Annotated in this window: 19 protein-coding genes; 12 read left to right on the forward strand and 7 right to left on the reverse strand. The window is 72.6% G+C overall.

The window, feature by feature from the left end:
• Nucleotides 1-55 precede the first annotated feature (55 nt).
• Together HCN08_RS01770 and HCN08_RS01775 are read right to left on the reverse strand one after the other, a co-directional pair.
• Entirely contained in the window at nt 56-328 is a 273-nt protein-coding gene (locus HCN08_RS01770; protein WP_167980999.1) for a DUF397 domain-containing protein, read from the reverse strand.
• Nucleotides 325-1,182 carry a helix-turn-helix domain-containing protein gene (locus HCN08_RS01775; RefSeq protein WP_407648645.1) on the reverse strand — a complete coding sequence of 286 codons (858 nt, stop codon included), beginning with the start codon at nt 1,180-1,182 and terminating at the stop codon, nt 325-327. The genes HCN08_RS01770 and HCN08_RS01775 overlap by 4 nt, the downstream gene beginning before the upstream one ends.
• Nucleotides 1,183-1,311: 129 nt before the next feature.
• Between HCN08_RS01775 and HCN08_RS01780 the strand changes: the two genes are divergently transcribed.
• On the forward strand, nt 1,312-1,779 hold the full coding sequence (locus HCN08_RS01780) for an ATP-binding protein (RefSeq protein ID WP_322974172.1): 468 nt from the start codon (nt 1,312-1,314) through the stop codon (nt 1,777-1,779).
• Nucleotides 1,780-1,860: 81 nt separating this feature from the next.
• On the forward strand, nt 1,861-2,655 hold the full coding sequence (locus HCN08_RS01785; protein ID WP_167981000.1) for a hypothetical protein: 795 nt from the start codon (nt 1,861-1,863) through the stop codon (nt 2,653-2,655).
• Between the two features lie 68 nt (nt 2,656-2,723).
• Here the strand turns inward: HCN08_RS01785 and HCN08_RS01790 are convergent, their stop codons facing one another.
• The 3 genes from HCN08_RS01790 to HCN08_RS01800 all read right to left on the reverse strand — a co-directional run bounded on the left by HCN08_RS01790 (nt 2,724) and on the right by HCN08_RS01800 (nt 6,470).
• Nucleotides 2,724-4,895: a phosphocholine-specific phospholipase C gene (locus HCN08_RS01790; RefSeq protein WP_167981001.1), complete on the reverse strand. Its 2,172-nt coding sequence runs from the start codon at nt 4,893-4,895 to the stop codon at nt 2,724-2,726.
• Nucleotides 4,896-5,063: 168 nt separating this feature from the next.
• The gene (locus HCN08_RS01795) at nt 5,064-5,327 is read right to left on the reverse strand and encodes a protealysin inhibitor emfourin (RefSeq protein ID WP_167981002.1); all 264 of its coding nucleotides are present in this window, start codon (nt 5,325-5,327) and stop codon (nt 5,064-5,066) included.
• Nucleotides 5,328-5,336: 9 nt separating this feature from the next.
• Nucleotides 5,337-6,470: a M4 family metallopeptidase gene (locus tag HCN08_RS01800; protein WP_167981003.1), complete on the reverse strand. Its 1,134-nt coding sequence runs from the start codon at nt 6,468-6,470 to the stop codon at nt 5,337-5,339.
• Nucleotides 6,471-6,775: 305 nt separating this feature from the next.
• Here HCN08_RS01800 and leuA point away from each other — a divergent pair, with 305 nt between their 5' ends.
• From leuA to HCN08_RS01835, 7 genes are all read left to right on the forward strand, one after another.
• Complete coding sequence (gene leuA / locus HCN08_RS01805) at nt 6,776-8,539, forward strand: 2-isopropylmalate synthase (RefSeq protein ID WP_167981004.1); 1,764 nt, start codon at nt 6,776-6,778, stop codon at nt 8,537-8,539.
• 214 nt (nt 8,540-8,753) lie between these two features.
• A complete protein-coding gene (locus tag HCN08_RS01810; RefSeq protein WP_322974173.1) occupies nt 8,754-9,464 on the forward strand; it encodes a TerB family tellurite resistance protein in 711 nt (236 codons plus the stop codon).
• Between the two features lie 166 nt (nt 9,465-9,630).
• Nucleotides 9,631-11,772 carry an MMPL family transporter gene (locus HCN08_RS01815; RefSeq protein ID WP_167981005.1) on the forward strand — a complete coding sequence of 714 codons (2,142 nt, stop codon included), beginning with the start codon at nt 9,631-9,633 and terminating at the stop codon, nt 11,770-11,772.
• Between the two features lie 280 nt (nt 11,773-12,052).
• The gene (locus tag HCN08_RS01820) at nt 12,053-13,342 is read left to right on the forward strand and encodes a sensor histidine kinase (protein WP_167981006.1); all 1,290 of its coding nucleotides are present in this window, start codon (nt 12,053-12,055) and stop codon (nt 13,340-13,342) included.
• Nucleotides 13,339-14,037 (forward strand): response regulator, encoded by a 699-nt coding sequence (locus HCN08_RS01825; RefSeq protein ID WP_167981007.1) that lies wholly within the window; start codon nt 13,339-13,341, stop codon nt 14,035-14,037. The genes HCN08_RS01820 and HCN08_RS01825 overlap by 4 nt, the downstream gene beginning before the upstream one ends.
• 48 nt (nt 14,038-14,085) lie before the next feature.
• The gene (gene recO, locus HCN08_RS01830) at nt 14,086-14,838 is read left to right on the forward strand and encodes a DNA repair protein RecO (RefSeq protein WP_167981008.1); all 753 of its coding nucleotides are present in this window, start codon (nt 14,086-14,088) and stop codon (nt 14,836-14,838) included.
• A 96-nt stretch (nt 14,839-14,934) separates the two neighbouring features.
• Nucleotides 14,935-15,750, forward strand: coding sequence for an isoprenyl transferase (locus HCN08_RS01835; protein WP_167981009.1), 816 nt, complete (start codon nt 14,935-14,937; stop codon nt 15,748-15,750).
• A gap of 34 nt (nt 15,751-15,784) precedes the next feature.
• Here the strand turns inward: HCN08_RS01835 and HCN08_RS01840 are convergent, their stop codons facing one another.
• Nucleotides 15,785-16,249, reverse strand: coding sequence for a Fur family transcriptional regulator (locus HCN08_RS01840; protein ID WP_322974174.1), 465 nt, complete (start codon nt 16,247-16,249; stop codon nt 15,785-15,787).
• A 251-nt stretch (nt 16,250-16,500) separates the two neighbouring features.
• On the opposite strand from HCN08_RS01840, the gene HCN08_RS01845 reads away from it, so the two are divergent.
• A complete protein-coding gene (locus HCN08_RS01845; protein WP_167981011.1) occupies nt 16,501-17,883 on the forward strand; it encodes a glycine--tRNA ligase in 1,383 nt (460 codons plus the stop codon).
• 50 nt (nt 17,884-17,933) lie between these two features.
• Here the strand turns inward: HCN08_RS01845 and HCN08_RS01850 are convergent, their stop codons facing one another.
• Nucleotides 17,934-19,445, reverse strand: a complete 1,512-nt coding sequence (locus tag HCN08_RS01850; protein ID WP_167981012.1) for an MFS transporter — start codon at nt 19,443-19,445, stop codon at nt 17,934-17,936.
• Between the two features lie 110 nt (nt 19,446-19,555).
• Between HCN08_RS01850 and HCN08_RS01855 the strand changes: the two genes are divergently transcribed.
• Entirely contained in the window at nt 19,556-20,578 is a 1,023-nt protein-coding gene (locus HCN08_RS01855; protein ID WP_167981013.1) for a helix-turn-helix transcriptional regulator, read from the forward strand.
• The gene (locus tag HCN08_RS01860) at nt 20,575-21,177 is read left to right on the forward strand and encodes a TetR/AcrR family transcriptional regulator (RefSeq protein ID WP_167981014.1); all 603 of its coding nucleotides are present in this window, start codon (nt 20,575-20,577) and stop codon (nt 21,175-21,177) included. Before HCN08_RS01855 ends, HCN08_RS01860 begins: the two co-directional genes overlap by 4 nt.
• The last annotated feature ends 4 nt before the right edge of the window (nt 21,178-21,181 follow it).

Below are 21,181 nucleotides of genomic sequence, written 5' to 3' on the forward strand. Positions count from 1 at the left end.
TGGCCGGCGTGCTTGCCTGCCACGAGCTCCGGGCGGGGCTGCCACGCCGTAGGGGTCAGACGGAGTGCTCGGCCGCGTAGGTGAGGAAGGCGGACCACTCCGTGGGGGTGAAGTCGAGGCGGGGGCCCTCGGGGTCCTTGGAGTCCCGGACGTGGACGGTGCCCGGGCAGGCCGCGACCTCGACGCACTCGGGGCCCTCGTTGCTGCTGTAGCTCGACTTGCGCCAGGTGACGGCGACCTCGACGCAGGCGGCACCTTCGTTGCTGCTGTAGCTGCTCTTGAACCAGTGCAGCTCGGTGGCGCTGCCGGCAGAGGGCTCGGTGGTCATGTCTCTCCCAGGACTTTCTCGATGAACGCCAACGACTCCCGCGGCGTGAGAGCCTGCGCTCGGATAATCCCATACTGGGCCTCCAGCGTCCTGACCTCGTCGCGGTTGGTGATCACCCGGCTGAAGCCCAGCACTTCGACGCGGCCGACCGTCGGGCCGTTCTTGGGATTGAGCAGTAGGAACTCCCCGCCCATTCCTGCGTGGTCCTCGCGGTCGGTCGGCATCACCTGGATCTCGACGTTGCGCAACCGGCCCAGCTCCAGCAGTCGTTCGAGCTGCCCCCTCATCACGGCCCTACCGCCGAGGGGACGCCGCAAGGTCACCTCCTCTTGCACGAAGCTCAGGATCGGCGCCGGCCAGCGGGTGAAGATCTCCTGCCGCGCCATGCGTGCGGCCACGTACCGTTCGACGGTCTCCTCGTTCAGCAGCGGGCGGCGCATCTGGTAGAGCGCTCGGGCGTAGTCCTCGGTCTGGAGCAGGCCCTGGATGTTGTGGTCGCAGTACGCGCCCAGGGTGACGGCGCTGGCCTCCAGCTTTGCCAGATCACGCACCTTGCGCGGAAAGCGCGTTCGCTCCACGTCGTCCTTGAACGCCTTGAGCAGCCCGTTCGCGCCCAGCACTTCGTCCGCGTTGTCCAGGAACTCCGGCTTCGGTGCACGACGTCCCCGCTCCACCGAGGAGACCAGCTCGTCGCCGTAGCCGATGCGCTGACCCAGCTCGGGTTGCGTCAGTTTCGCCTGTTCGCGCCAGAGTTTGACCTGCCGACCCACCATCTTGAGGAAGTCGCCCGAGTCCTCCTCCCAGTCCCTGCTGTCGTCCATGTCGCCACCCGTCTGCTCGGGCACCGCTGTCATCTGGCCCACCTCCGCTTTTCGTGTGCGCTCCGTACGCAGCCGGACGCACGGGATCACGCGTCGGACGGCCTGAATCCGTCCGGCGCTGCGTACTTCTCAGCGTAGGTACGCTCGGCCACGCTCTGTCACGTGAATAGCGAAATCTCCACCCAGATCTCCACCCCGGACCCCGAACTCGTGCTCCGTCTGTCCGCCACCAGGTGCGGGGCGCGGCTCGCGCGGCATCACGCCGTGCGGCAACTGCACGCCTGGGGGGTGCACCACGGCAGCGGCGTTTCGGACACCGCTGCCACCGTTGTCGCCGAGCTGGCGGCGAACGCCGTCACCCATGGGCGCGTGCCCGGGCGGGACTTCGAGCTGCGGCTCGTGCTCGGGGCGGACGTCGTACGGATCGAGGTGAGCGACACCCGCAGCGAGCGCAGGCTTCCGGCGCGGGAGGACGTCATCGCGCCCGGGGACGACGCCGAGTCCGGGCGCGGGCTGCTGCTCGTCGAGATGCTGGCGCGGGCCTGGGGGGTCGCGCCGAGGTCGCCCGGCAAGACGGTGTGGGCGGACATCGCGCTCGCCGCCGACACCGCTTCCGCCGAGGGCCGCTGAGCCGGTCGCCCGGCCCGGATCGCTGCCTGCCCGTACGCCCTGCTCTTTCGCGACGGGCCCGGGGCCTGGGACGATCCGGGGATGGTGACGCTTCGGCAGACGGTCGTGCTGGAACCCTTGCCGCGGGAGTGGGTGGGGGCGGCGGTGGGGGCCGTCATGGAGGCGGTCGAGGAGCTGCGGGAGGAGCGCGGCGGGCTGTTCGCCGGGCGCGAGCGGGTCCAGGGCGTGCGGGTCGCCGCGGGGCGGCACATCGGGGCCGGGGCGCGGTATCTGGCCGAGGACGTGGACGCCGAGGGCGTCAAGGTGCTGCACCGGGTGGACGTCAAGGCGTGGGACCGCGCGTCCGGGGTCCGGCTGCGCTACGACGGCAAGGCGCCGGGGCTGCGCGTACACGGTGAAGGGGAGCTGCGGGGCGTCGACGACCCGGCGGTGGTGCGGCTCTCCGCGGACTTCCGCGGGTCCGGCTCCTGGGCGCGCTACCGGCGCGGCCGGGCGAAGGGCGCGCTGGACCTGCGGGCATGGTGGGCCGCCGAGCCGGGCGCCGGCGCGCCGCTGACGGCCGAGCTGCGGCATCCGCTGGCCAAGGCGGCGCTGCGGGTGGCGATGACCGAGACCAAGCGCGGCGAGTGGAAGACCGTGGTCGTCGTCAGCGCCCGGGGGCGCGGCCTGGCCCGGCTGCCGGCGGCGCTGGCCGCGGTGCTGGGCGGCATCCCGCTGCGCCGGGCCTTCCGGCGGGCGGTGAAGGACTTCGCGGAGGAGTGGAACGCGGGCGTGCCGGGCGCCGTCGCGATGACGCCCGGCACGATCAAGGCGGAGTTCCTGCACGGCCTCACCGCCGCCCCGGCGGCCCCGGCGAAGCCGCCGAGCACCGAGTAGCCCCCGAGCCCGAGCCCCCGCCGGGCGGCGGCCATGCGCCCCCGGCCCGGCGGCAGCAGCGCGCCGGGTCAGCCGGTGATGCTGGGCCGGCCCGTCTCCAGGTGGCCGGTGAACCGCTGCGACCAGGACGCATCCGCGTCGGCCGTCACCGTCACGTCGTACCAGCCCTCGCTGAGCCGTACCGCGTCCACCGTCCACGTCTCGTGGCCGTGCGGCGCCACCCGGATGTGGCGCGGGGCGCCGGAGACGTAGTGGTTGTGGCGGACGGTGAAGGTCACCGGCTTCCGGCCGGTGTTGCGCAGCGTCAGGCGCAGCTCCGGGTGGCCCGACGTCCTGCCCTCGTAGTAGGCGGCCTCGACCGTGAGGTCCTTGCCCGCGGCGGCGGTGTCGCCGGTGAAGCGGCGCAGGAAGCGGTTCGGGCCGGTCACCGTCAGGTCGTACGCGGTCGGGCTCGCGCCGGTGCCGACCGGGCCCGTGCCGTGCGCCGTGGACTTCGCGCCCACCGTGTACTGGCCCGGGAAGGCGGCCGGGTACTGCGCGAGCGACGGGACGGCCGCCACGGCGTTGTCGTAGACCGTGAAGTGCGCGGCCTTCGTCGCGAACGGCGCCTCGTTGGCGAAGGACAGCCGCACCGAACCCGCCCCGAAACCGGTCAGGTTGGCGTTGGGCTGGTAGGGCAGCGGGCGGGCCGGCTTGGTGCCCTTCTCCTGCACGGGCATCGTGTTGTCGCCCGGCAGCGGGGTGTAGCGGGTCTCCGGGACCAGGTCGCCGGTCTCCGGCAGGTGCGGCAGCCCGTAGACCGGCGAGGCGAAGTCGAAGGCGCCGGTGAGGTCGCCGCACACCTTGCGGCGCCATGCGCTGATGTTGGGGGAGACGGCCGGCGTGCCCAGCGCCGTCGTCCACTTCTCCACGAACTGGATCACGGACGTGTGGTCGGACACCTCCGAGGTCACCCAACCGCCGCGCGTCCAGGGCGAGATGAGGATGAGCGGCACCCGGAAGCCGAGGCCGACCGGCAGCGGCTGCGTCACGCCGTACTCGGCCATCGTGCCCGCGACGAACTCGTCGGCCTCGCCCGGCGCCGGCACCGGCGGCGCCACATGGTCGAACTGGCCGTCGTTCTCGTCGTAGTTGACGATCACCAGCGTGGAGTTGAAGACCTCGGGGTCGGCGTCGAGCGCCTCCAGCACGCCGCGCAGGAAGTACGCGCCGTTGCTCGGGGCGGTCACCGGGTGCTCGGAGAAGAACTGGTTGTTGACGATCCAACTGACCTGCGGCAGCGAGCCGTTCAGCACGTCCGCGCGGATCGCGGCGTTGATGTTGTCGGCGTTGCCCGCAAGTCCCGTGGCCGGCTCGGGGACGTTCTTGACACCGTTGTCGTAGAAGGGGTTGCCCGGTTCGGCGGTGCCGCCCTGCGTGGGGTCGAGCTTGGCGAAGGTGTCGAAGTATTCGACGCCGTTGTCGCCGTAGTCGTCCGCGCACTGGTAGACGCGCCAGCTCACGCCCGCCTTCTGCAGCGTCTCGGCGTAGGACTCCCAGGGCAGGAACCTGCCGCGCTCGTCGCCACCGTCGTTGGCGGTGAACGTGCCGTGCTTCTTGTCGGCGTTGACCGTGCCGCCCCAGAGGTAGGTGCGGTTGGGGCCGGTCGCGCTGAGCACCGAGCAGTGGTAGGCGTCGCCGACGGTGTAGGCGTCGGCGAGGGCGTAGTGGAAGGGCAGGTCCTTGCGGTCGAGGTAGCCCAGCGTCGTGGGGCCGCCCTTGGCGTAGTACCAGCCGTTCATCAGGCCGCCGTACCAGGCGCCGTGCTGGTCGGCCCAACCGTGGCTCGTGCCGCCGTAGTTGGCCGCGCCCAGCTCCGCGCTCGGCGGGGTGGCGCCGCTCCAGGACTTCGCGCCGCTCAGCCGCCACGGGAACTGCGTCTCCGCGCCCACCACCGGCGTCTTGGGCTGCTCCCACACCGACTTGCCGCCGGGCAGCTGGATCGTGGCCCGGTCGCCGAAGCCGCGTACGCCCCTCATGGCGCCGAAGTAGTGGTCGAAGCTGCGGTTCTCCTGCATGATCACCACGACGTGCTTGATGTCGCGGAGGTCGCCGTGCCGGTGGCCGCCGTGGCCGTGCTCGGGCTCGTGGCCGTGCTCCGGGGCGGCGTCGGCGACACCGGGCGCGGCGGCGCCCACGGCAGCCGCGCCGGTGACGGTGGCGGCGGCGCCCAGGAATTTCCTGCGGGACAGTGCGGACATTTTCGGTTCCTTCAGGTCGGGGGCAAGCCCAGACACTGATCCCGCATTGCTGCCGCCAGGCATCCGCGGACCGACGCGAGGGTGGCCGGAAGTCCAAGATCCGGTCCCCTCGCGTACGGCCCCCTCGCGCACGGCCCCGTCACCTACGGGCTCGTGACGAACCCGCCGCTACGCCCCTTCGCCCAGCACCTCCATGACCAGCTCGCGCTGCGCCGGCGTCAGCACCGGGTCGGCGAACTGGATCGTGCGGCCGTCCACGTCCACGGTGTACGCGTAGCCGTCCGGGTGCGGGACGGGGACGGTCGGCGCGGCCCCCAGGGCGGCCTCGGCCAGCGCGTGGAGGTGCTCCGCGTCCGGCCGGGTCGCGGTGTCCAGGACGGCGTGCCGGGACAGGCCCGCGAAGCCGCCGGAGCGGGTCACCTCGATACGCATGGGGTCTGCTCACACCTCCTGCGGCTGGCCCGGCTGCTGCCGGGGCAGGCCCGTGGCCTTCGTGGGCGTCACGCCGACCTCCTGCCAGGCGGCCTGGACCGCGCGGCTCTGGTCGCCCTCACCGTAGCGGGCCACGGCCGCCGCGACGGTGGCCGCGGCGAAGTCGGCGAACTGGGCGTGCGACGACAGGTGCCCGCCGGTCAGCGTGTCGTACCACACCTGCCCCGCCTGCTCCCAGGCATGCCCGCCGAGCTTCGTCGCCAGCAGGTAGAACGCGTGGTTGGGGATGCCGGAGTTGAGGTGCACCCCGCCGTTGTCCGCCGAGGTGTGCACGTAGTGCGCCATCGTCGCCGGCTGCGGGTCCTTGCCGAGCTTGGGGTCGTCGTACGCGGTGCCGGGCGCCTTCATCGAGCGCAGCGCCACGCCGTGCACGCCCGGGGCGAGCAGGCCGGCGCCGATGAGCCAGTCGGCCTGGTCGGCGGTCTGGCCGGCGGCGTACTGCTTGATGAGGCTGCCGAAGACGTCGGACACCGACTCGTTGAGCGCGCCGGACTGGCCCTGGTAGTCGAGGTTGGCGCTGTACTGCGTGACGCCGTGCGTCAACTCGTGGCCGATCACGTCCACCGGGAGGGTGAAGTCCAGGAAGATCTTCCCGTCGCCGTCCCCGAAGACCATCTGCTCGCCGTTCCAGAAGGCGTTGTTGTAGTCCTTCAGGTAGTGCACGGAGGCCGTCAGCGGCAGGCCCCGGCCGTCGATGGAGTGGCGCTTGTACGCCTTCAGATACGTCTCGAAGGTCGCGCCGAGCCCGTCGTACGCCCGGTTGACGCTCGCGTCGGACGACGGGTCGGCGCCCTCGGCGCGGACCTTGCGGCCCGGGAGGGTGTCCTGGTGGCCGGAGTCGTAGATGGTGCGCTGGGGCTTGTCGGAGTCGGAGTCGGAGTCGGCGCCGGCGCCGGCCGCCGTGGCGGCGGCGGCTCCGTGCAGGCCCAGCAGGGCGTTGTGCTGGCGGCGGGTGCGCTCGCGGGCGTCGTGCTCCAGGGTGCGGCGGGCGCCGCCGGCCAGGTCCGGGTTCTCGTGCCTGGCGAGTTGGTCGAGGATGTGCGGCGGGATGATCGTGCAGAAGACGGGCGTAACGGTGTCCATGTACGCAATGTGGCACTGCCTGCACGCTCTGTCACTACCTCGGGATCGAAATTGACGAGAACGAGGGAAGTGTCGGGATTCCGGTGGACACGCCGCCGCGTCTTGCATGCTGAGAGGATCCGCATACCGGCTGCGTCAAACCGCCCCGCTCGGGTTAAGGTCGTTTCCGTCATGATTTTTGGGCTGCTTCTCCTTAGCTGCCGCGGCGAGGGCCTGTAGTCGTAGGCCGACCCCCTCCCCGCGGTGTTCGGCGTTGCCCAGCCGTCGGCCGTTCCCCGAACGGACCCCCGAGGAGTCAAGCCCCCATGAGCAGTACGCAGCGTGTCGGCAAGCCCACGCCCATCACCGCCGCCACCGTCACCCAGCGGCCCAGCGGAATGCCGATCCACAAGTACGGCCGCTACGAGCAGGTCGACCTGGCCGACCGCACCTGGCCCGACGCCCGCATCACCAAGGCGCCGCGCTGGCTGTCCACCGACCTGCGCGACGGCAACCAGGCGCTGATCGACCCCATGTCGCCGGCCCGCAAGCGGGAGATGTTCGACCTGCTGGTCCGCATGGGCTACAAGGAGATCGAGGTCGGCTTCCCCGCCTCCGGCCAGACCGACTTCGACTTCGTGCGCTCCATCATCGAGCAGGGCGCCATCCCCGAGGACGTGACGATCTCCGTCCTGACGCAGGCCCGCGAGGAGCTGATCGAGCGCACCGTCGAGGCGCTGCGCGGCGCCCCGCGCGCCACCGTGCACCTGTACAACGCCACCGCCCCGGTCTTCCGCCGCGTCGTCTTCCGCGGCACCCGCGAGCAGGTCAGGCAGATCGCCGTGGACGGCACCCGGCTGGTCATGGAGTACGCCGACAAGCTGCTGACCGACGAGACCGTCTTCGGCTACCAGTACAGCCCGGAGATCTTCACCGACACCGAGCTGGACTTCGCCCTGGAGGTCTGCGAGGGCGTCATGGACGTCTGGCAGCCCGAGCAGGGCCGCGAGATCATCCTCAACCTGCCGGCCACCGTCGAGCGCTCCACGCCCTCCACGCACGCCGACCGCTTCGAGTGGATGTCGCGCAACCTGTCGCGCCGCGCGTACGTATGCCTGTCCGTGCACCCGCACAACGACCGCGGCACCGCCGTCGCCGCCGCCGAACTGGCCCTGATGGCCGGCGCCGACCGCATCGAGGGCTGCCTGTTCGGCCAGGGCGAGCGCACCGGCAACGTCGACCTGGTCACGCTGGGGATGAACCTGTTCAGCCAGGGCGTCGACCCGCAGATCGACTTCTCTCAGATCGACGAGATCCGCCGCACCGCCGAATACTGCAACCAGATGGAGGTCCACCCGCGCCACCCCTACGCGGGCGACCTGGTCTACACCTCCTTCTCCGGCTCCCACCAGGACGCCATCAAGAAGGGCTTCGAAGCGATGGAGGCCACCGCCACCGCCGCCGGCAAGACCGTGGACGACATCACCTGGGAGGTGCCGTACCTGCCGATCGACCCCAAGGACGTCGGCCGCTCCTACGAGGCCGTCATCCGGGTCAACTCGCAGTCCGGCAAGGGCGGTGTGGCGTACGTCCTGAAGAACGGCCACAAGCTGGACCTGCCGCGCCGGATGCAGATCGAGTTCTCCAGGATCATCCAGGCCAAGACCGACGCCGAGGGCGGCGAGGTCACCCCCGAGCAGATCTGGTCGGTCTTCCGCGACGAGTACCTGCCCACCGACGACAACGCCTGGGGCCGGATCGCCCTGCGCTCGGCGCAGGCGTCCACCTCCAGCGACGGCACCGACGCCCTCACCGTCGAGGCCGTCGTGGACGGCGTCGACACCGTGCTGAGCGGCAGCGGCAACGGCCCGATCTCCGCCTTCTTCGACGCGCTGGCCAAGATCGACGTGGACGCCCGGCTGCTGGACTACTCCGAGCACACCATGAGCGAGGGCGCCTCCGCACAGGCCGCCTCCTACATCGAATGCGCCATCGGCGGCCGGGTCCTGTGGGGCATCGGCATCGACGCCAACACCACGCGCGCCGCCCTGCAGGCGGTCGTCTCGGCCGTCAACCGCGCCCACCGCTGATCACCCCGCCGGGTCCTTTCCGGCGGCGAAACAGCGGCAAAAACCCCGCGCGTACGGGGGCAATGACGAATTGCCCCCGTACGCGGTACTGACTGCACCCGACAACTGTGGCTAACATCACGGCGTACGGCACCGTCGCCGGAGCGTCAACGCGCACGTACTTCGGGCCGATGCGTGGACGTACCGGAACGAGGGACGGGCCGGAGGGTGCAGCGTGAAGAAGCTGGGACTGTGGATCTGGGGTGTGCGCACGTCCTGGCACACCGAGGACGACGGTGAGTTCTTCTGCCCCGACTGCGGCGGTGACCGCAGCTACCACCGCAGAACCGGCGTCCGGCGGCTGACGGTGATCGGCGTGCCGCTGGTCAGCCGCGGCAGCGCCGGCTCCGTCATAGAGTGCTCCGCCTGCCACCGGCATTACAGCGCCGAGGCGCTGCTGCGCCCCACCACCACCCGCTTCTCCGCGATGCTGCGCGAAGCCGTGCACACCATCGCGCTCGCGGTCCTCACCGCAGGCGGCTCCACCGGGCGGCCCGCCCGCGAGGCCGCCGTCGGCGCGGTCCGCGCGGCCGGCTTCAGCGACTGCACCGAGGACCAGCTGCTCGGCCTGCTCGCCGCGATCGTCGCCGACGAAGGCCGCTACGCCGCCTCGCAGGAGCTCGGCCACCACTCCTTCGCCGAACCCGTCGACGCGTGCGGCAGCTGGCTGTCCATCGAGCTGCACGAGGCGCTGGAGCCGCTCGCCGACCACCTCGCCCAGCTCGGCCGCGAGCGGGTGCTGCTCCAGGGCGCCCACATCGCGCTCGCCGACGGGCCCTACCTGCCCGCCGAGCGCGAGGTGCTGGAGGCCGTGGGCCGCTGCCTGTCGCTGCCCATCGACGACATCGACCGGCTGCTGGCCGCCGCGGCTGCCACCACGGGCTGACGCCGGCCGGTCCGTGATCATCCCCGGGGATAATCCGCCGGGAGTAGCGGCGGGCCCCGGCAGTCGCGGGGAGTAACCGGCAGATCGCTCCTGAGCCCGACGAAACGCGCGCCCCGCGACGGGACGCTGGTGAGGACAGCCAGCGAACCCCCGAGGGGAGCACCCGATGAGGGCCGACCGCACCGCCGCACCCGCCGAGAGCCCGCACCCGGTGACCCGCAGCGCCGCCTCCGGGCCACCGGGCGGGCCGGCGCGCCCGCGCAGCCCCCGGCGCGGGCTGCCGTGGGCGGTGATCGGCCTGTGGGTCGTGGTCCTCGCCGTCTCCGCGCTCTTCGCCGGCAAGCTCGGCGGCGTCAAGCACGACGAGGCCGTCGACTACCTGCCCGCGAGCGCGCAGTCCACGCAGGTCGCCAAGATCCAGCAGGAGATGTCCGGCGGCAGCGCCACCGACCTCGTCCTCGTCTACGACCGCGCCGCCGGCCTGACCGCCGCCGACCGCGCCACCGCCGACCGGCAGACCGCCGACCTCGCCCGCGCGTTCCCGCTCACCGGCGCCCCGCCCGCCCCCGTCACCTCGAAGGACGGCCGGACGCTGATGGTGCCGGTCTCCGTCGCCGAGAGCGCCGGCAAACCCGAGGACGTCGTCAAGGACGTACGCGACCGGCTCGCCGCGGGCCGCCCCGCGGGCCTGGCGGTCGACGTCGGCGGGCCCGGCGCCGCGCAGGCCGACGCCAAGGAGGTCTTCGCCAGCATCGACGGCACGCTGCTCGTCACCACCGCCGGGATCGTCGCGCTGCTGCTCATCCTCACCTACCGCAGCCCCTTCCTGTGGCTCGTGCCGCTCGCCGTCGTCGGCGTCGCCGCCGGCACGTCCATGGCCCTCGTCTACGGCATGGTCGAGGCGTTCGGCCTCACCGTCTCCGACATGAGCTCGTCCGTCATGACCGTGCTCATCTTCGGCGCCGGCACGGACTACGCCCTGCTGCTGATCTCCCGCTACCGCGAGGAGCTGCGCCGCGTCCCGGAGCCGTACGAGGCGATGCGCGCGGCCCTGCGCGGCGTCGGCCCGGCGGTGCTCACCTCGGCGGCCACCGTCGTCGCCGGGCTGCTGTGCCTGCTCGCCGCGGACCTCAACAGCAGCCGCGGCCTCGGGCCGGTCGGCGCGGTCGGCATCCTCTGCTCGCTGGCCGCCATGACGACGCTGCTGCCCGCCGTGCTCGTCCTGCTCGGCCGCCGCGTCTTCTGGCCGCTCATCCCCGCGTACGGCACCCCGTCGCGCGCCGGGCGCGGCGTCTACCGCCGGATCGGCACGTTCGTGGTGCGCCGCCCGGCCGCCGTGCTGGCCGCCTCCGCGGTCGCCGTGGGCGCACTGGCCCTCGGCGTCGGCAACCTGCCCGGCGCGCTGCACCAGGACGACACGTTCACCAGCGCCCCGGAGTCCGTGGACGCCGACCACATCCTGCACCGGGCCTTCCCCGAGCGCAGCACGCAGGCGATCACGGTGGTGGTGCCCGCCGCGGCGGCGGACACGGCGAAGGCGGCGGTCGCCGGCACGACGGGCGTGGCGAACGCGGTCGCCGGGCGCACCGGCGGCGGCTGGACGGAAATCTCCGCGTATGCCGCTGCCGCGCCCGACACCGCGGGGGAGAAGGCGACGATCGAGCGGCTGCGGGTCGTCGCCGCCGCCGAGCACGGCCTGGTCGGCGGGGCCGCCGCGCAGGCCCTCGACACGGCCGACACGTCCGCGCGGGACCGCGCGCTGGTCATCCCGCTGGTGCTCGCCGCGGTCTTCCTGCTGCTGGCGGCACTGCTGCGCAGCGTGGTCGCTCCGCTGCTGCTCACGGTGGCGATGGTCGCCGTGTGGGGCGCCGCACTCGGCCTCGGCGGCCTGCTCTTCGGCCCCGTCCTCGGCTTCCACGGCATCGACCCGGGCCTGCCCCTGCTGAGCTTCGTCTTCCTCGTGGCGCTGGGCGTCGACTACGGCATCTTCCTGATGCACCGCATGCGCGAGGAGGCCCGCTCCGGGGCGAGCCCCTCCGGGGCGGCCGTCGCGGCGCTGGAATCCACCGGCGGCGTCATCGCCTCCGCGGGCATAGTCCTCGCGGCGACCTTCCTGGTCCTGGCGTCCCTCCCCCTGGTGATGATGGTCGAAATGGGCCTGGTTATCGCCCTGGGCGTCCTCCTCGACACATTCGTGGTCCGCCCCTTCCTCGTCCCCGCCGCCACGACCCTCCTGGGCCCCCGAATCTGGCTCCCCTCCCACACAGGAGCTCCCCCCACGCCGCGCCGCGCCTACGCCGCAGGGTAACCACCAAGGGCGCGGCTGCGTTTGCGTCGGACGCCGGCAAACCAGGGGCGCGGGGAACTGCGCGACCAGCCATATGCGGCCCGCAGGTCGCCACCGACCCAAAGGGGCTGTTCGGTCCGATCCGGACCACCGGCCGGTGGCCGGTTGCTGGGGGTACCCCCTCTGGGGGAGCAGTTCCCCGCGCCCCTGGGGTGGTGGCCGTCAGGCGCAAACGCAGCGCCCGGCAGGGTGGGCAACATCCGGCGCAGGGAGAAGCTCTAGGCGGAAGATAGGGGGCGTGATGAGTAGCGTCGCGTTGGGCGGCACGCCGGCCGGGCCGGCGGAGCGGGTGGCAACCCGCGATATCGCGTTCGCCGCGATCGTGTTCGCGGCGCAAGCCGCCCTCGCCCTCGGGCTGCCGGAAGCCGCACGCAGCCACCGCCCCGACACCGCCGGATGGCTCATGCTCGCGGCCAGCGCCGCCGTGCTCGCATGGCGGCGCACCGCCCCCATGTGGTGCCTGCTCAGCATGGTCCTGGTCGTCGCGCCCTACCACTACATGGAGAACATCCAGGAAGCCCCGCTCCCGTCCAGCATGATCGCCCTGTACTCCCTCGCGGTCGCGGGCCCGCCGGCCCGCACCTTCCTCGCCGTCCCCACCGTCGTCGGAACGATGGCCGCGGTCATGGCGGCGATGGGCAAGCCCACCGCGGGCAGCCAGATGCTCCAGGGAGCGGGCTGGATAGTCGCGGTCGCGGTCGCCGGCGAGGTCGTGCGGATGCACCGCAACTACATCGCCGCGATCATGGAGCGCGCGGAGCGCGCCGAGCGGACCCGGGAGGAGGAGGCGGCCCGCCGGGTCGCGGAGGAGCGGCTGCGGATCGCCCGCGACCTGCACGACCTGCTCGCGCACAGCATCACCCTGATCGGCGTGCAGACCTCCGTCGCCGCGCACATCCTCGTCGCCGACCCCGAGCGGCTGGACCGCACCGCGGTGGCCGGCGCGCTGGACGCCATCGCCGACACCTGCCGGGAGGCCCGCGCGGAGCTGCGCACGACGCTGAAGGTGCTGCGGGCCGACAGCGACGGGCCGCTGCCCGACCTCGCCGGTATCCCGGCGCTGGCCAGGGCCGCGGAGGCGGCGGGCGCGAAGGTGGCGCTGCATGTCGACGCGGGCGCCGAGACCGTGCCGCCCGCGGTGGGCGCGGCGGCGTACCGGATCGTGCAGGAGTCGCTGACCAACGCCGTGCGCCACTGCGGCGCGCCCTCGCCGCGGATACGTGTCGCGGTCGAGCGGCGGGGCGCGAGCCTGCGGGTGAGCGTGGAGGACGACGGGCCCGGCCCGGTGCGCGGCCCGGACGGCGACCGCCCGGAGGGCTTCGGCATCGTCGGCATGCGGGAGCGCGCCAGGACCGTCGGCGGCAGCCTCACCGCCGGGCCGCGCGACGACGGAGAGCCCGGCTTCCGGGTCGCCGCGGTCCTCCCGTGCGCCCCCGACCTCACCGACCGCGCGGACCGGGACCGCGGCGAGGCCCCGCAGCCGCACGGCGCCGCGCTCCGTACCGACCAGCCCCAGGGAGGCCCCGCATGACGACGCCCGAACCGATCCGGGTGCTGCTCGCCGACGACCAGACGCTGGTGCGCGCGGCGTTCGCGATGCTCATCGAGTCGGCCCGCGACATGGAGGTCGTCGGGCAGGCCGGCACCGGCGTGGAGGCGGTGGAGCGGGCCCGCAGCGCCCGCGCGGACGTCATCGTCATGGACATCCGGATGCCGGAGATGGACGGCATCGAGGCCACCCGCAGGATCGCCGCCGACGACGACCTCGCCGGGGTGCGCATCCTCGTGCTGACCACCTACGACGACGACGAGAACCTCGTGGCGGCGCTGCGCGCGGGCGCGTCCGGCTTCATGGTCAAGGACACCAGGCCGGCCGAGCTGCTGGACGCGATCCGTACCGTCGCCTCGGGGGACGCGCTGCTGTCGCCCGGGCCCACCGCGCGGCTGATCTCCCGGGTGCTGCGGCTGCCCGACCGTCCGCAGGTGAGCGCGCCCGCGGCCGGCGGCGAGCGGCTCGCCGGGCTGTCGGACCGGGAGCGCGAGGTGCTGACCCTGGTGGCCCGCGGCCTGAACAACGCCGAGGCCGGCGAGGCGCTGGGCCTCAGCCCGCTGACCGCGAAGACGCATGTGAGCCGGATCATGGGCAAGCTCGGCGCCCGCGACCGGGCCCAACTGGTCATCGCCGCCTACGAGTCCGGCCTGGTCGCCCCCGGCGCCGAGCACTGAGCCCCCGGGCGGGCCCGCACCCCGCCGGCGTAGGCGAGAATGGGCCGTATGAGTCTGTTCCGCGACGACGGCATCGTGCTGCGCACCCAGAAGCTCGGTGAGGCGGACCGGATCATCTCCCTGCTGACCCGGCGGCACGGCAGGGTGCGCGCGGTCGCCCGCGGGGTACGCCGTACGAAGTCGAAGTTCGGCGCCCGGCTGGAGCCGTTCAGCCATGTGGACGTGCAGTTCTTCGCGCGCGGCGGCGAGCTGGTCGGCCGCGGGCTGCCGCTGTGCACGCAGAGCGAGACCATCGCCCCCTACGGCGGCGCCATCGTCGCCGACTACGAGCGCTACACGGCCGGCACCGCGATGCTGGAGACCGCCGAGCGCTTCACCGACCACGAGGGCGAGCCCGCGGTGCAGCAGTATCTGCTGCTGGTCGGCGCGCTGCGCACCCTCGCCGCCGGCGACCACGACCCGCGGCTGGTCCTGGACGCCTTCCTGCTGCGCTCGCTCGCCGTCAACGGCTACGCCCCCAGCTTCGACGACTGCGCCAAGTGCGGCATGGCCGGCCCCAACCGCTTCTTCGCGGTCGGCGCGGGCGGCGTGGTGTGCGGCGACTGCCGGGTGCCGGGAAGCGTCGTACCCTCACGGGAGTCACTGGAACTGCTCGGCGCGCTGCTCGGCGGCGACTGGGCGACCGCCGACGCCAGCGAGCCGCGGCACTGCCGGGAGGGCAGCGGGCTGGTCGCGGCCTACCTCCAGTGGCATCTGGAGCGCGGCCTGCGCTCCCTGCGGTTCGTCGAGAACCAGAAATAGCCCGGCAAGCAGCAGCACACCACGCACAGCAGACGTAAGCAGAGCCCAGCAGACACGTAGAGCAGAAGCAGCGCAGACGTAGGAGAGAGTACGACCATGGCACGTCGCGGCATCCTGGCCCGTAACCGGACCTCCTACCGCACCCCCGACCCGCACCCCTCCGGCGCCCGCCCGCCGAAGATCCCCGGGGAGCTGGTCCCCAAGCACGTCGCGATCGTCATGGACGGCAACGGCCGCTGGGCCAAGGACCGCGGCCTGCCGCGCACCGAGGGGCACAAGGTCGGCGAGGGCGTCGTCCTGGACGTGCTCAAGGGCTGCCTGGAGATCGGCGTGAAGAACCTGTCCCTCTACGCCTTCTCCACCGAGAACTGGAAGCGCTCACCGGACGAGGTCCGCTTCCTGATGAACTTCAACCGCGACGTCATCCGCCGCCGCCGCGACGAGATGGACGAGCTGGGCATCCGCATCCGCTGGGCCGGCCGGATGCCGAAGATGTGGAAGTCGGTCGTGCAGGAGCTCCAGGTCGCCCAGGAGCAGACCGTCGGCAACGACGCGATGACACTGTATTTCTGCCTCAACTACGGCGGCCGGGCCGAGATCGCCGACGCCGCGCAGGCCCTCGCCCGCGATGTGGCGGCCGGCCGGCTGGACCCGTCGAAGGTCAACGAGAAGACCTTCGCGAAATACCTCTACTACCCCGACATGCCGGACGTGGACCTCTTCCTGCGCCCGAGCGGCGAGATGCGCACGTCGAACTACCTGATCTGGCAGAGCAGCTACGCCGAGATGGTCTTCCAGGACGTGCTCTGGCCCGACTTCGACCGGCGCGACCTGTGGCGGGCCTGCCTGGAGTTCGCCCGCCGCGACCGCCGCTTCGGCGGGGCGCTGCCCAACGAGGCCGAGACCTCCTGACGGCCGCCCCGGCGGGCAGCCGGCGGGCGCCGGGTCAGGACTGCGTGTCGGCGCAGTCCTGGCAGGTGCCGAAGATCTCCATGGTGTGCGCCACGTCCACGAAGCCGTGCTCGGCCGCGACCGCCTCCGCCCACCGCTCCACGGCCGGGCCCTCGACCTCGACGGCCTTGCCGCACGAGCGGCAGACCAGGTGGTGGTGGTGACCGCCGCCCGAGCAGCGCCGGTAGACCGACTCGCCTTCGCCGGTGCGCAGCACATCGATCTCGCCGGCGTCGGCGAGTGACTGCAGGGTGCGGTAGACGGTGGTCAGGCCCACCGAGTCGCCGCGGTGCTTGAGGATGTCGTGCAGGTCCTGCGCGCTGCGGAACTCGTCGACCTCCTCCAGGGCCGCCGCGACCGCGGCCCGCTGCCGGGTCGCCCGGCCCGCGACGGGGGGCCCGCCGGGCGTCCCGGACGGACCGGAGGCTCCGGGCGCTCCCAAATGCTTCGTGGTGGTCACCGGTGCCTCCTCATGACGTCGTGCGCCTCCCGACGCCCCCATTGTGCCAGGCGGCTCCCGCGATGAAGAGCAGGATGAAGAGGGGGAAGACACCGGCGGCGGCGGACAGGACGGCGGAGCCGGGCGGCGGGCAATCACCGGGCCCGGACATTTGCGCAGATCTTGCAGCCCGCCGAACGGATTTGATAAGCGCCCCGCCCCCGCCGGTAATCTGGGGCAACTGACCCCTTCGTCGCACTGAAGAGAGCACCGTGGCCGCCGACAAGATCGACACCATCGTCAGCCTGAGCAAGCGCCGTGGCTTCGTTTTCCCGAGCAGCGAGATCTACGGCGGATCGAAGGCCGCCTGGGACTACGGGCCGCTGGGCGTCGAGCTCAAGGAGAACATCAAGCGCCAGTGGTGGCGGGCGATGGTCACCTCGCGCGAGGACGTGGTGGGCCTGGACTCCTCCGTGATCCTCGCCCCCGAGGTGTGGGTCGCCTCCGGCCACGTCGCGACGTTCTCCGACCCGCTCACCGAGTGCACCTCCTGCCACAAGCGCTTCCGCGCCGACCACCTGGAGGAGGCGTACGAGGCCAAGCACGGCAAGCTCCCCGCGAACGGCCTCGCCGACATCAACTGCCCGCACTGCGGCACCAAGGGCGCCTTCACCGAGCCCAAGCAGTTCTCCGGCATGCTCCAGACCCACCTCGGCCCCACGCAGGACGCCGGCTCGGTCGCCTACCTGCGGCCCGAGACCGCGCAGGGCATCTTCGTGAACTTCGCGCAGGTGCAGACCACCTCGCGCAAGAAGCCGCCGTTCGGCATCGCCCAGATGGGCAAGTCGTTCCGCAACGAGATCACGCCCGGCAACTTCATCTTCCGCACGCGGGAGTTCGAGCAGATGGAGATGGAGTTCTTCGTCAGGCCGGGCGAGGACGAGAAGTGGCACGAGTACTGGATGCAGGAGCGCTGGAACTGGTACACGGGCCTCGGCATGCGCGAGGAGAACATGCGGTGGTTCGACCACCCGAAGGAGAAGCTCTCCCACTACTCCAAGCGCACCGCCGACATCGAGTACCGCTTCAACTTCGGCGGCCAGGAGTTCAGCGAGCTGGAGGGCGTCGCCAACCGCACGGACTACGACCTGTCCTCGCACGCCAAGGCCTCCGGCCAGGACCTGACGTACTTCGACCAGGAGGCCGGCGAGCGCTGGTTCCCGTATGTGATCGAGCCGGCGGCGGGCGTCAACCGCGCGATGCTGGCGTTCATGCTCGACGCGTACAACGAGGACGAGGCGCCCAACGCGAAGGGCGTCATGGAGAAGCGCACCGTGATGCGCCTCGACCCGCGGCTCGCCCCGGTCAAGGTCGCGGTGCTGCCGCTGTCCCGCAACCCCGAGCTGTCGCCGAAGGCGAAGGGGCTGGCGACGGCGCTGCGCAAGCACTGGAACATCGAGTTCGACGACGCCGGCGCGATCGGCCGCCGCTACCGCCGCCAGGACGAGATCGGCACGCCGTTCTGCGTGACGGTGGACTTCGACACGCTCACCGACAACGCGGTGACGGTGCGCGAGCGCGATTCCATGACCCAGGAGCGCATTTCCCTCGACCAGGTCGAGGCATACCTCGCCTCCCGCCTCCTGGGCTGCTGACCTCTACTCCGCGGGCTTGCCCCCCGCCCGGCAGGGCGAGGGGCAGGTCCTCAGGCGACCGTGCGTGGCAGGCGCAGGCTCAAGGCGATGGTGGCGGCGACCGCCGCGAGCTGGGTGAGCAGGGTCCAGACCAGGGCGTCGCGGACGCCGGACGACGTGCTCAGCGTCAAGAAGAGCGTGCCGAGCGTCGCGACGCCCAGCGCGAGGCTGGCCTGCTGCGTCGTGGCCATCGCACCGCTGCCCACCCCCGCCCGCGCCGCCGGCACCTCGCTGAGCACGATGCGGAAGACCACCGGCAGCACGAACCCCTGCCCGAAGCCGACCACCGCCATGCTGGGCGCCAGAGCCCATATGCCCAGGTCAGGCCAGCCCCAGAAGAACGTCGCCGCGAGCGCGACCAGGCCCACGCCCTGGACGAGCGACCCGCCCGTGACGGTACGGCGGCCGTACCGCGCGACCATACGGGGCCCGAGCAGCGACGCCGCGAAGAACGCCGCGCACAGCGGCGCCAGCGCCGCACCCGCCGCGAGCGCCCCGAAGCGCAGCCCGTCCTGCATCGCCACGGCCACCACGAACATGAAGCCGCCGAAGCCCAGGCAGAAGGGCAGGATGAGCAGCAGCCCACTGCGCACGGAGTGGATCCGCAGCAGCGACGGCGGCAGCAGCGGGTCACCGCCGGTACGCTCCCCGCGCCGCTCGACCGCGACGAACGCCGCGCCCGCGAAGGGCGACACCGCCAGCAGCACCCACGACCACAGCGGCCAGCCGGCCGCCCGCCCCTCGGTGAGCGGCAGCAGCAGCGCGATGAGCGTGAGGGCCAGCAGCACGGTCCCGGGCCGGTCGATCCGCGCCGGGTTCGGCGAGCGGGTCTCCGGCACCGACCTCAGGGCCAGCACCAGCGCCACCGCGGCGACGGGCACGTTGACCAGGAAGATGGAGCGCCAGCCGCTCCCGGCGATGTCCGCGGAGACCAGCACCCCGCCGAGCACCTGCCCGACGACGCTGGCGATGCCCGCCGTGGCCCCGTAATAGCTGAGCGCCTTGCCGCGGCTCGCGCCGGACGTCGCGGACTGGATCGTGGCGAGCGCCTGCGGCAGCAGCAGCGCGGAGGCCGCGCCCTGCGCGACCCGGGCGGCCACCAGGGTCCACGCGGTGGGGGCGACACCGCAGGCCAGCGAGGTCACGGCGAAGAGCCCGAGGCCCCACAGGAAGAGGTTGCGGCGGCCCAGCATGTCGCCGAGCCTGCCGCCGAGCACCAGCAGCACGGCGTACGCGACGCCGTAACCGGCCACCACCATCTCCAGCACCGCGGGCCCCGCGTCGAGGTCCCGGTCGATGGTGGGCAGGGCGACGTTGACGATGAAGAAGTCCACCATCGGCAGGGCCGCGCCGAGCAGCACGGTCAGCAGGCCGAGCGGGCTCAGCCCGGGCGCGGCGGGCGCGGGGCCGGGGCGGGACGCGGCCGGGTGGGACGCGGCGGGTTCGGACGGGGCGGGGCCGGGCGCCGCGATACGGGTCACGCGCGGCAGCACCTCGGCCTTGGAGCGGAGTGCCTGGTTCATGTCGGTCACATGCTCCACACTGGACCTGCGCGTAAGGGGGTACCAGAGAGCGTTTATCCAGGTATACGAAGCACCTGGCAACCGGCTGCGGAATCCGGCACGCTGGGAATATGACGGCACCGACAGCTCACGCGGCACCGACGGCTCCAGCAGCTCCAGCGGCTCCCGCGGCTTCCGCGCCCTTGTTGAGCGAGCCGGCCACCCGGCGCCGTGAGCTCGCCTCGTTCCTGCGCAGCCGCCGCGAGCGCATCTCGCCCGAGCAGGTCGGCCTGCCGCCGGGGCGCAGGCGGCGCACGCCGGGGCTGCGCCGCGAGGAGGTCGCGCAGCTCGCCGCGGTCGGCGTGACCTGGTACACCTGGCTGGAGCAGGCCCGGGAGATCCAGGTCTCCGCGCAGGTCGCCGACGCCATCGCCCGCGCGCTGCTGCTGGACCACAACGAGCGCCGGCACCTGTTCACGCTGGCCGGCACCGCCGACCCGCACCCGCATCTGGACTGCCCCGGCATGTCCCCGGCGATCCGCGCCATGATCGACCGTCTGGAGCCGCTGCCGGCCGCGGTCTTCAACGCGCGCTACGACATCATCGCGTACAACCGCACGTACGGCCGGCTGGTCGCCGACCTCGACGCGATGCCGGTCGAGGACCGCAACGTCATGTGGCTGGCCTTCACCCACCCGGTGTGGCGCGAGCGCATGCTCGACCGCGAGCAGAACACCCGGCTGATGGCGGCGAAGTTCCGCTCCTCGATGGCCCAGCACCTGGGCGAGCCGGCGTGGAAGGAGCTGCTGCGGCGGCTGGAGCAGCACTCGCCGGAATTCCGCCGGGCGTGGGAGCGGCACGAGGTCGTGCAGCCCGGGAGCCACGTCAAGCGCTACCTCAACGCCGAGGTCGGCCTGCTCTCGTTCGACTTCAGCCATCTGTGGCTCGGCCCGCAGGAGGGCCCGCGGCTGACGGTCTATTCGCCGGTCGACGAGCTGACCCGGGAGCGGCTGGAGCGGCTGCTCGCCGTCGTGACGGCGCAGGGCACGCCGGCGGACGCGGCGCCCGGGGCGGACGGCCGGCTCGTCGACGCGGGCGGCGGGCTCGTGGACGCGGGCGGCGGGCAGCGCGCTCGGCTTAAAATCGCCGAATGACCCCCACCCGCGCCAGTGGCTCGAACCTGCGCGAGCTGACCCGCAGAACCGTACGTGCCCAGATCGCCGAGCGCGCGATGGCGCTCTTCATCGCCCAGGGCTTCGAGGAGACCACGGTCGAGCAGATCGCCTCCGAGGTCGGCATGTCCGCGCGCAGCGTCTTCCGCTACTTCGACACCAAGGAGGACATGGTCGTCGGCAGCATGCAGGAGTCCGGCGCGCTGCTCGCCGACGCGCTGGAGCGGCGGCCCGCCGACGAGGACCCCTGGCGGGCGCTGCGCGGCGCCCTCGACCTGCTGCTGGAGTATTTCGCGCAGGACAGGGAGGCGGCGCTGGCCCGGGCCCGGATGTTCGCCAGCACCCCGTCGCTGCGCGCGGCCCGCGAGCAGAAGCAGGCCCGGTGGCGGGAGCTGCTGGTGCCGGGCGTCCTGGCGCGGCTGTCCGGCGGCACGGCGGCCGACCGCGAGCTGCGCGCCGCGGCCATCACCACGGCGGTGCTCGGCTGCCTCGGCGTGGCGGTGGCCCGCTGGTCGGACCAGGGCGGCGAGGCCGACCTCGGCGCGATGCTGGACGCGGCGATCCGGGCGGTGCGCGAGTAGGGGC

Source organism: Actinacidiphila epipremni, assembly GCF_012034175.1.
Classification (GTDB): Bacteria; Actinomycetota; Actinomycetes; order Streptomycetales; family Streptomycetaceae; genus Actinacidiphila; species Actinacidiphila epipremni.

What these genes read in the sequence shown, in the direction of transcription:
- HCN08_RS01770 (WP_167980999.1), bottom strand. Translation starts at nt 328, where the DNA reads ATGACCACCGAGCCCTCTGCCGGCAGCGCCACCGAGCTGCACTGGTTC.
- HCN08_RS01775 (WP_407648645.1), bottom strand. Translation starts at nt 1,182, where the DNA reads ATGACAGCGGTGCCCGAGCAGACGGGTGGCGACATGGACGACAGCAGG.
- HCN08_RS01785 (WP_167981000.1), top strand. Translation starts at nt 1,861, where the DNA reads ATGGTGACGCTTCGGCAGACGGTCGTGCTGGAACCCTTGCCGCGGGAG.
- HCN08_RS01790 (WP_167981001.1), bottom strand. Translation starts at nt 4,895, where the DNA reads ATGTCCGCACTGTCCCGCAGGAAATTCCTGGGCGCCGCCGCCACCGTC.
- HCN08_RS01795 (WP_167981002.1), bottom strand. Translation starts at nt 5,327, where the DNA reads ATGCGTATCGAGGTGACCCGCTCCGGCGGCTTCGCGGGCCTGTCCCGG.
- HCN08_RS01800 (WP_167981003.1), bottom strand. Translation starts at nt 6,470, where the DNA reads ATGGACACCGTTACGCCCGTCTTCTGCACGATCATCCCGCCGCACATC.
- leuA (WP_167981004.1), top strand. Translation starts at nt 6,776, where the DNA reads ATGAGCAGTACGCAGCGTGTCGGCAAGCCCACGCCCATCACCGCCGCC.
- HCN08_RS01815 (WP_167981005.1), top strand. Translation starts at nt 9,631, where the DNA reads ATGAGGGCCGACCGCACCGCCGCACCCGCCGAGAGCCCGCACCCGGTG.
- HCN08_RS01820 (WP_167981006.1), top strand. Translation starts at nt 12,053, where the DNA reads ATGAGTAGCGTCGCGTTGGGCGGCACGCCGGCCGGGCCGGCGGAGCGG.
- HCN08_RS01825 (WP_167981007.1), top strand. Translation starts at nt 13,339, where the DNA reads ATGACGACGCCCGAACCGATCCGGGTGCTGCTCGCCGACGACCAGACG.
- recO (WP_167981008.1), top strand. Translation starts at nt 14,086, where the DNA reads ATGAGTCTGTTCCGCGACGACGGCATCGTGCTGCGCACCCAGAAGCTC.
- HCN08_RS01835 (WP_167981009.1), top strand. Translation starts at nt 14,935, where the DNA reads ATGGCACGTCGCGGCATCCTGGCCCGTAACCGGACCTCCTACCGCACC.
- HCN08_RS01850 (WP_167981012.1), bottom strand. Translation starts at nt 19,445, where the DNA reads ATGAACCAGGCACTCCGCTCCAAGGCCGAGGTGCTGCCGCGCGTGACC.
- HCN08_RS01855 (WP_167981013.1), top strand. Translation starts at nt 19,556, where the DNA reads ATGACGGCACCGACAGCTCACGCGGCACCGACGGCTCCAGCAGCTCCA.
- HCN08_RS01860 (WP_167981014.1), top strand. Translation starts at nt 20,575, where the DNA reads ATGACCCCCACCCGCGCCAGTGGCTCGAACCTGCGCGAGCTGACCCGC.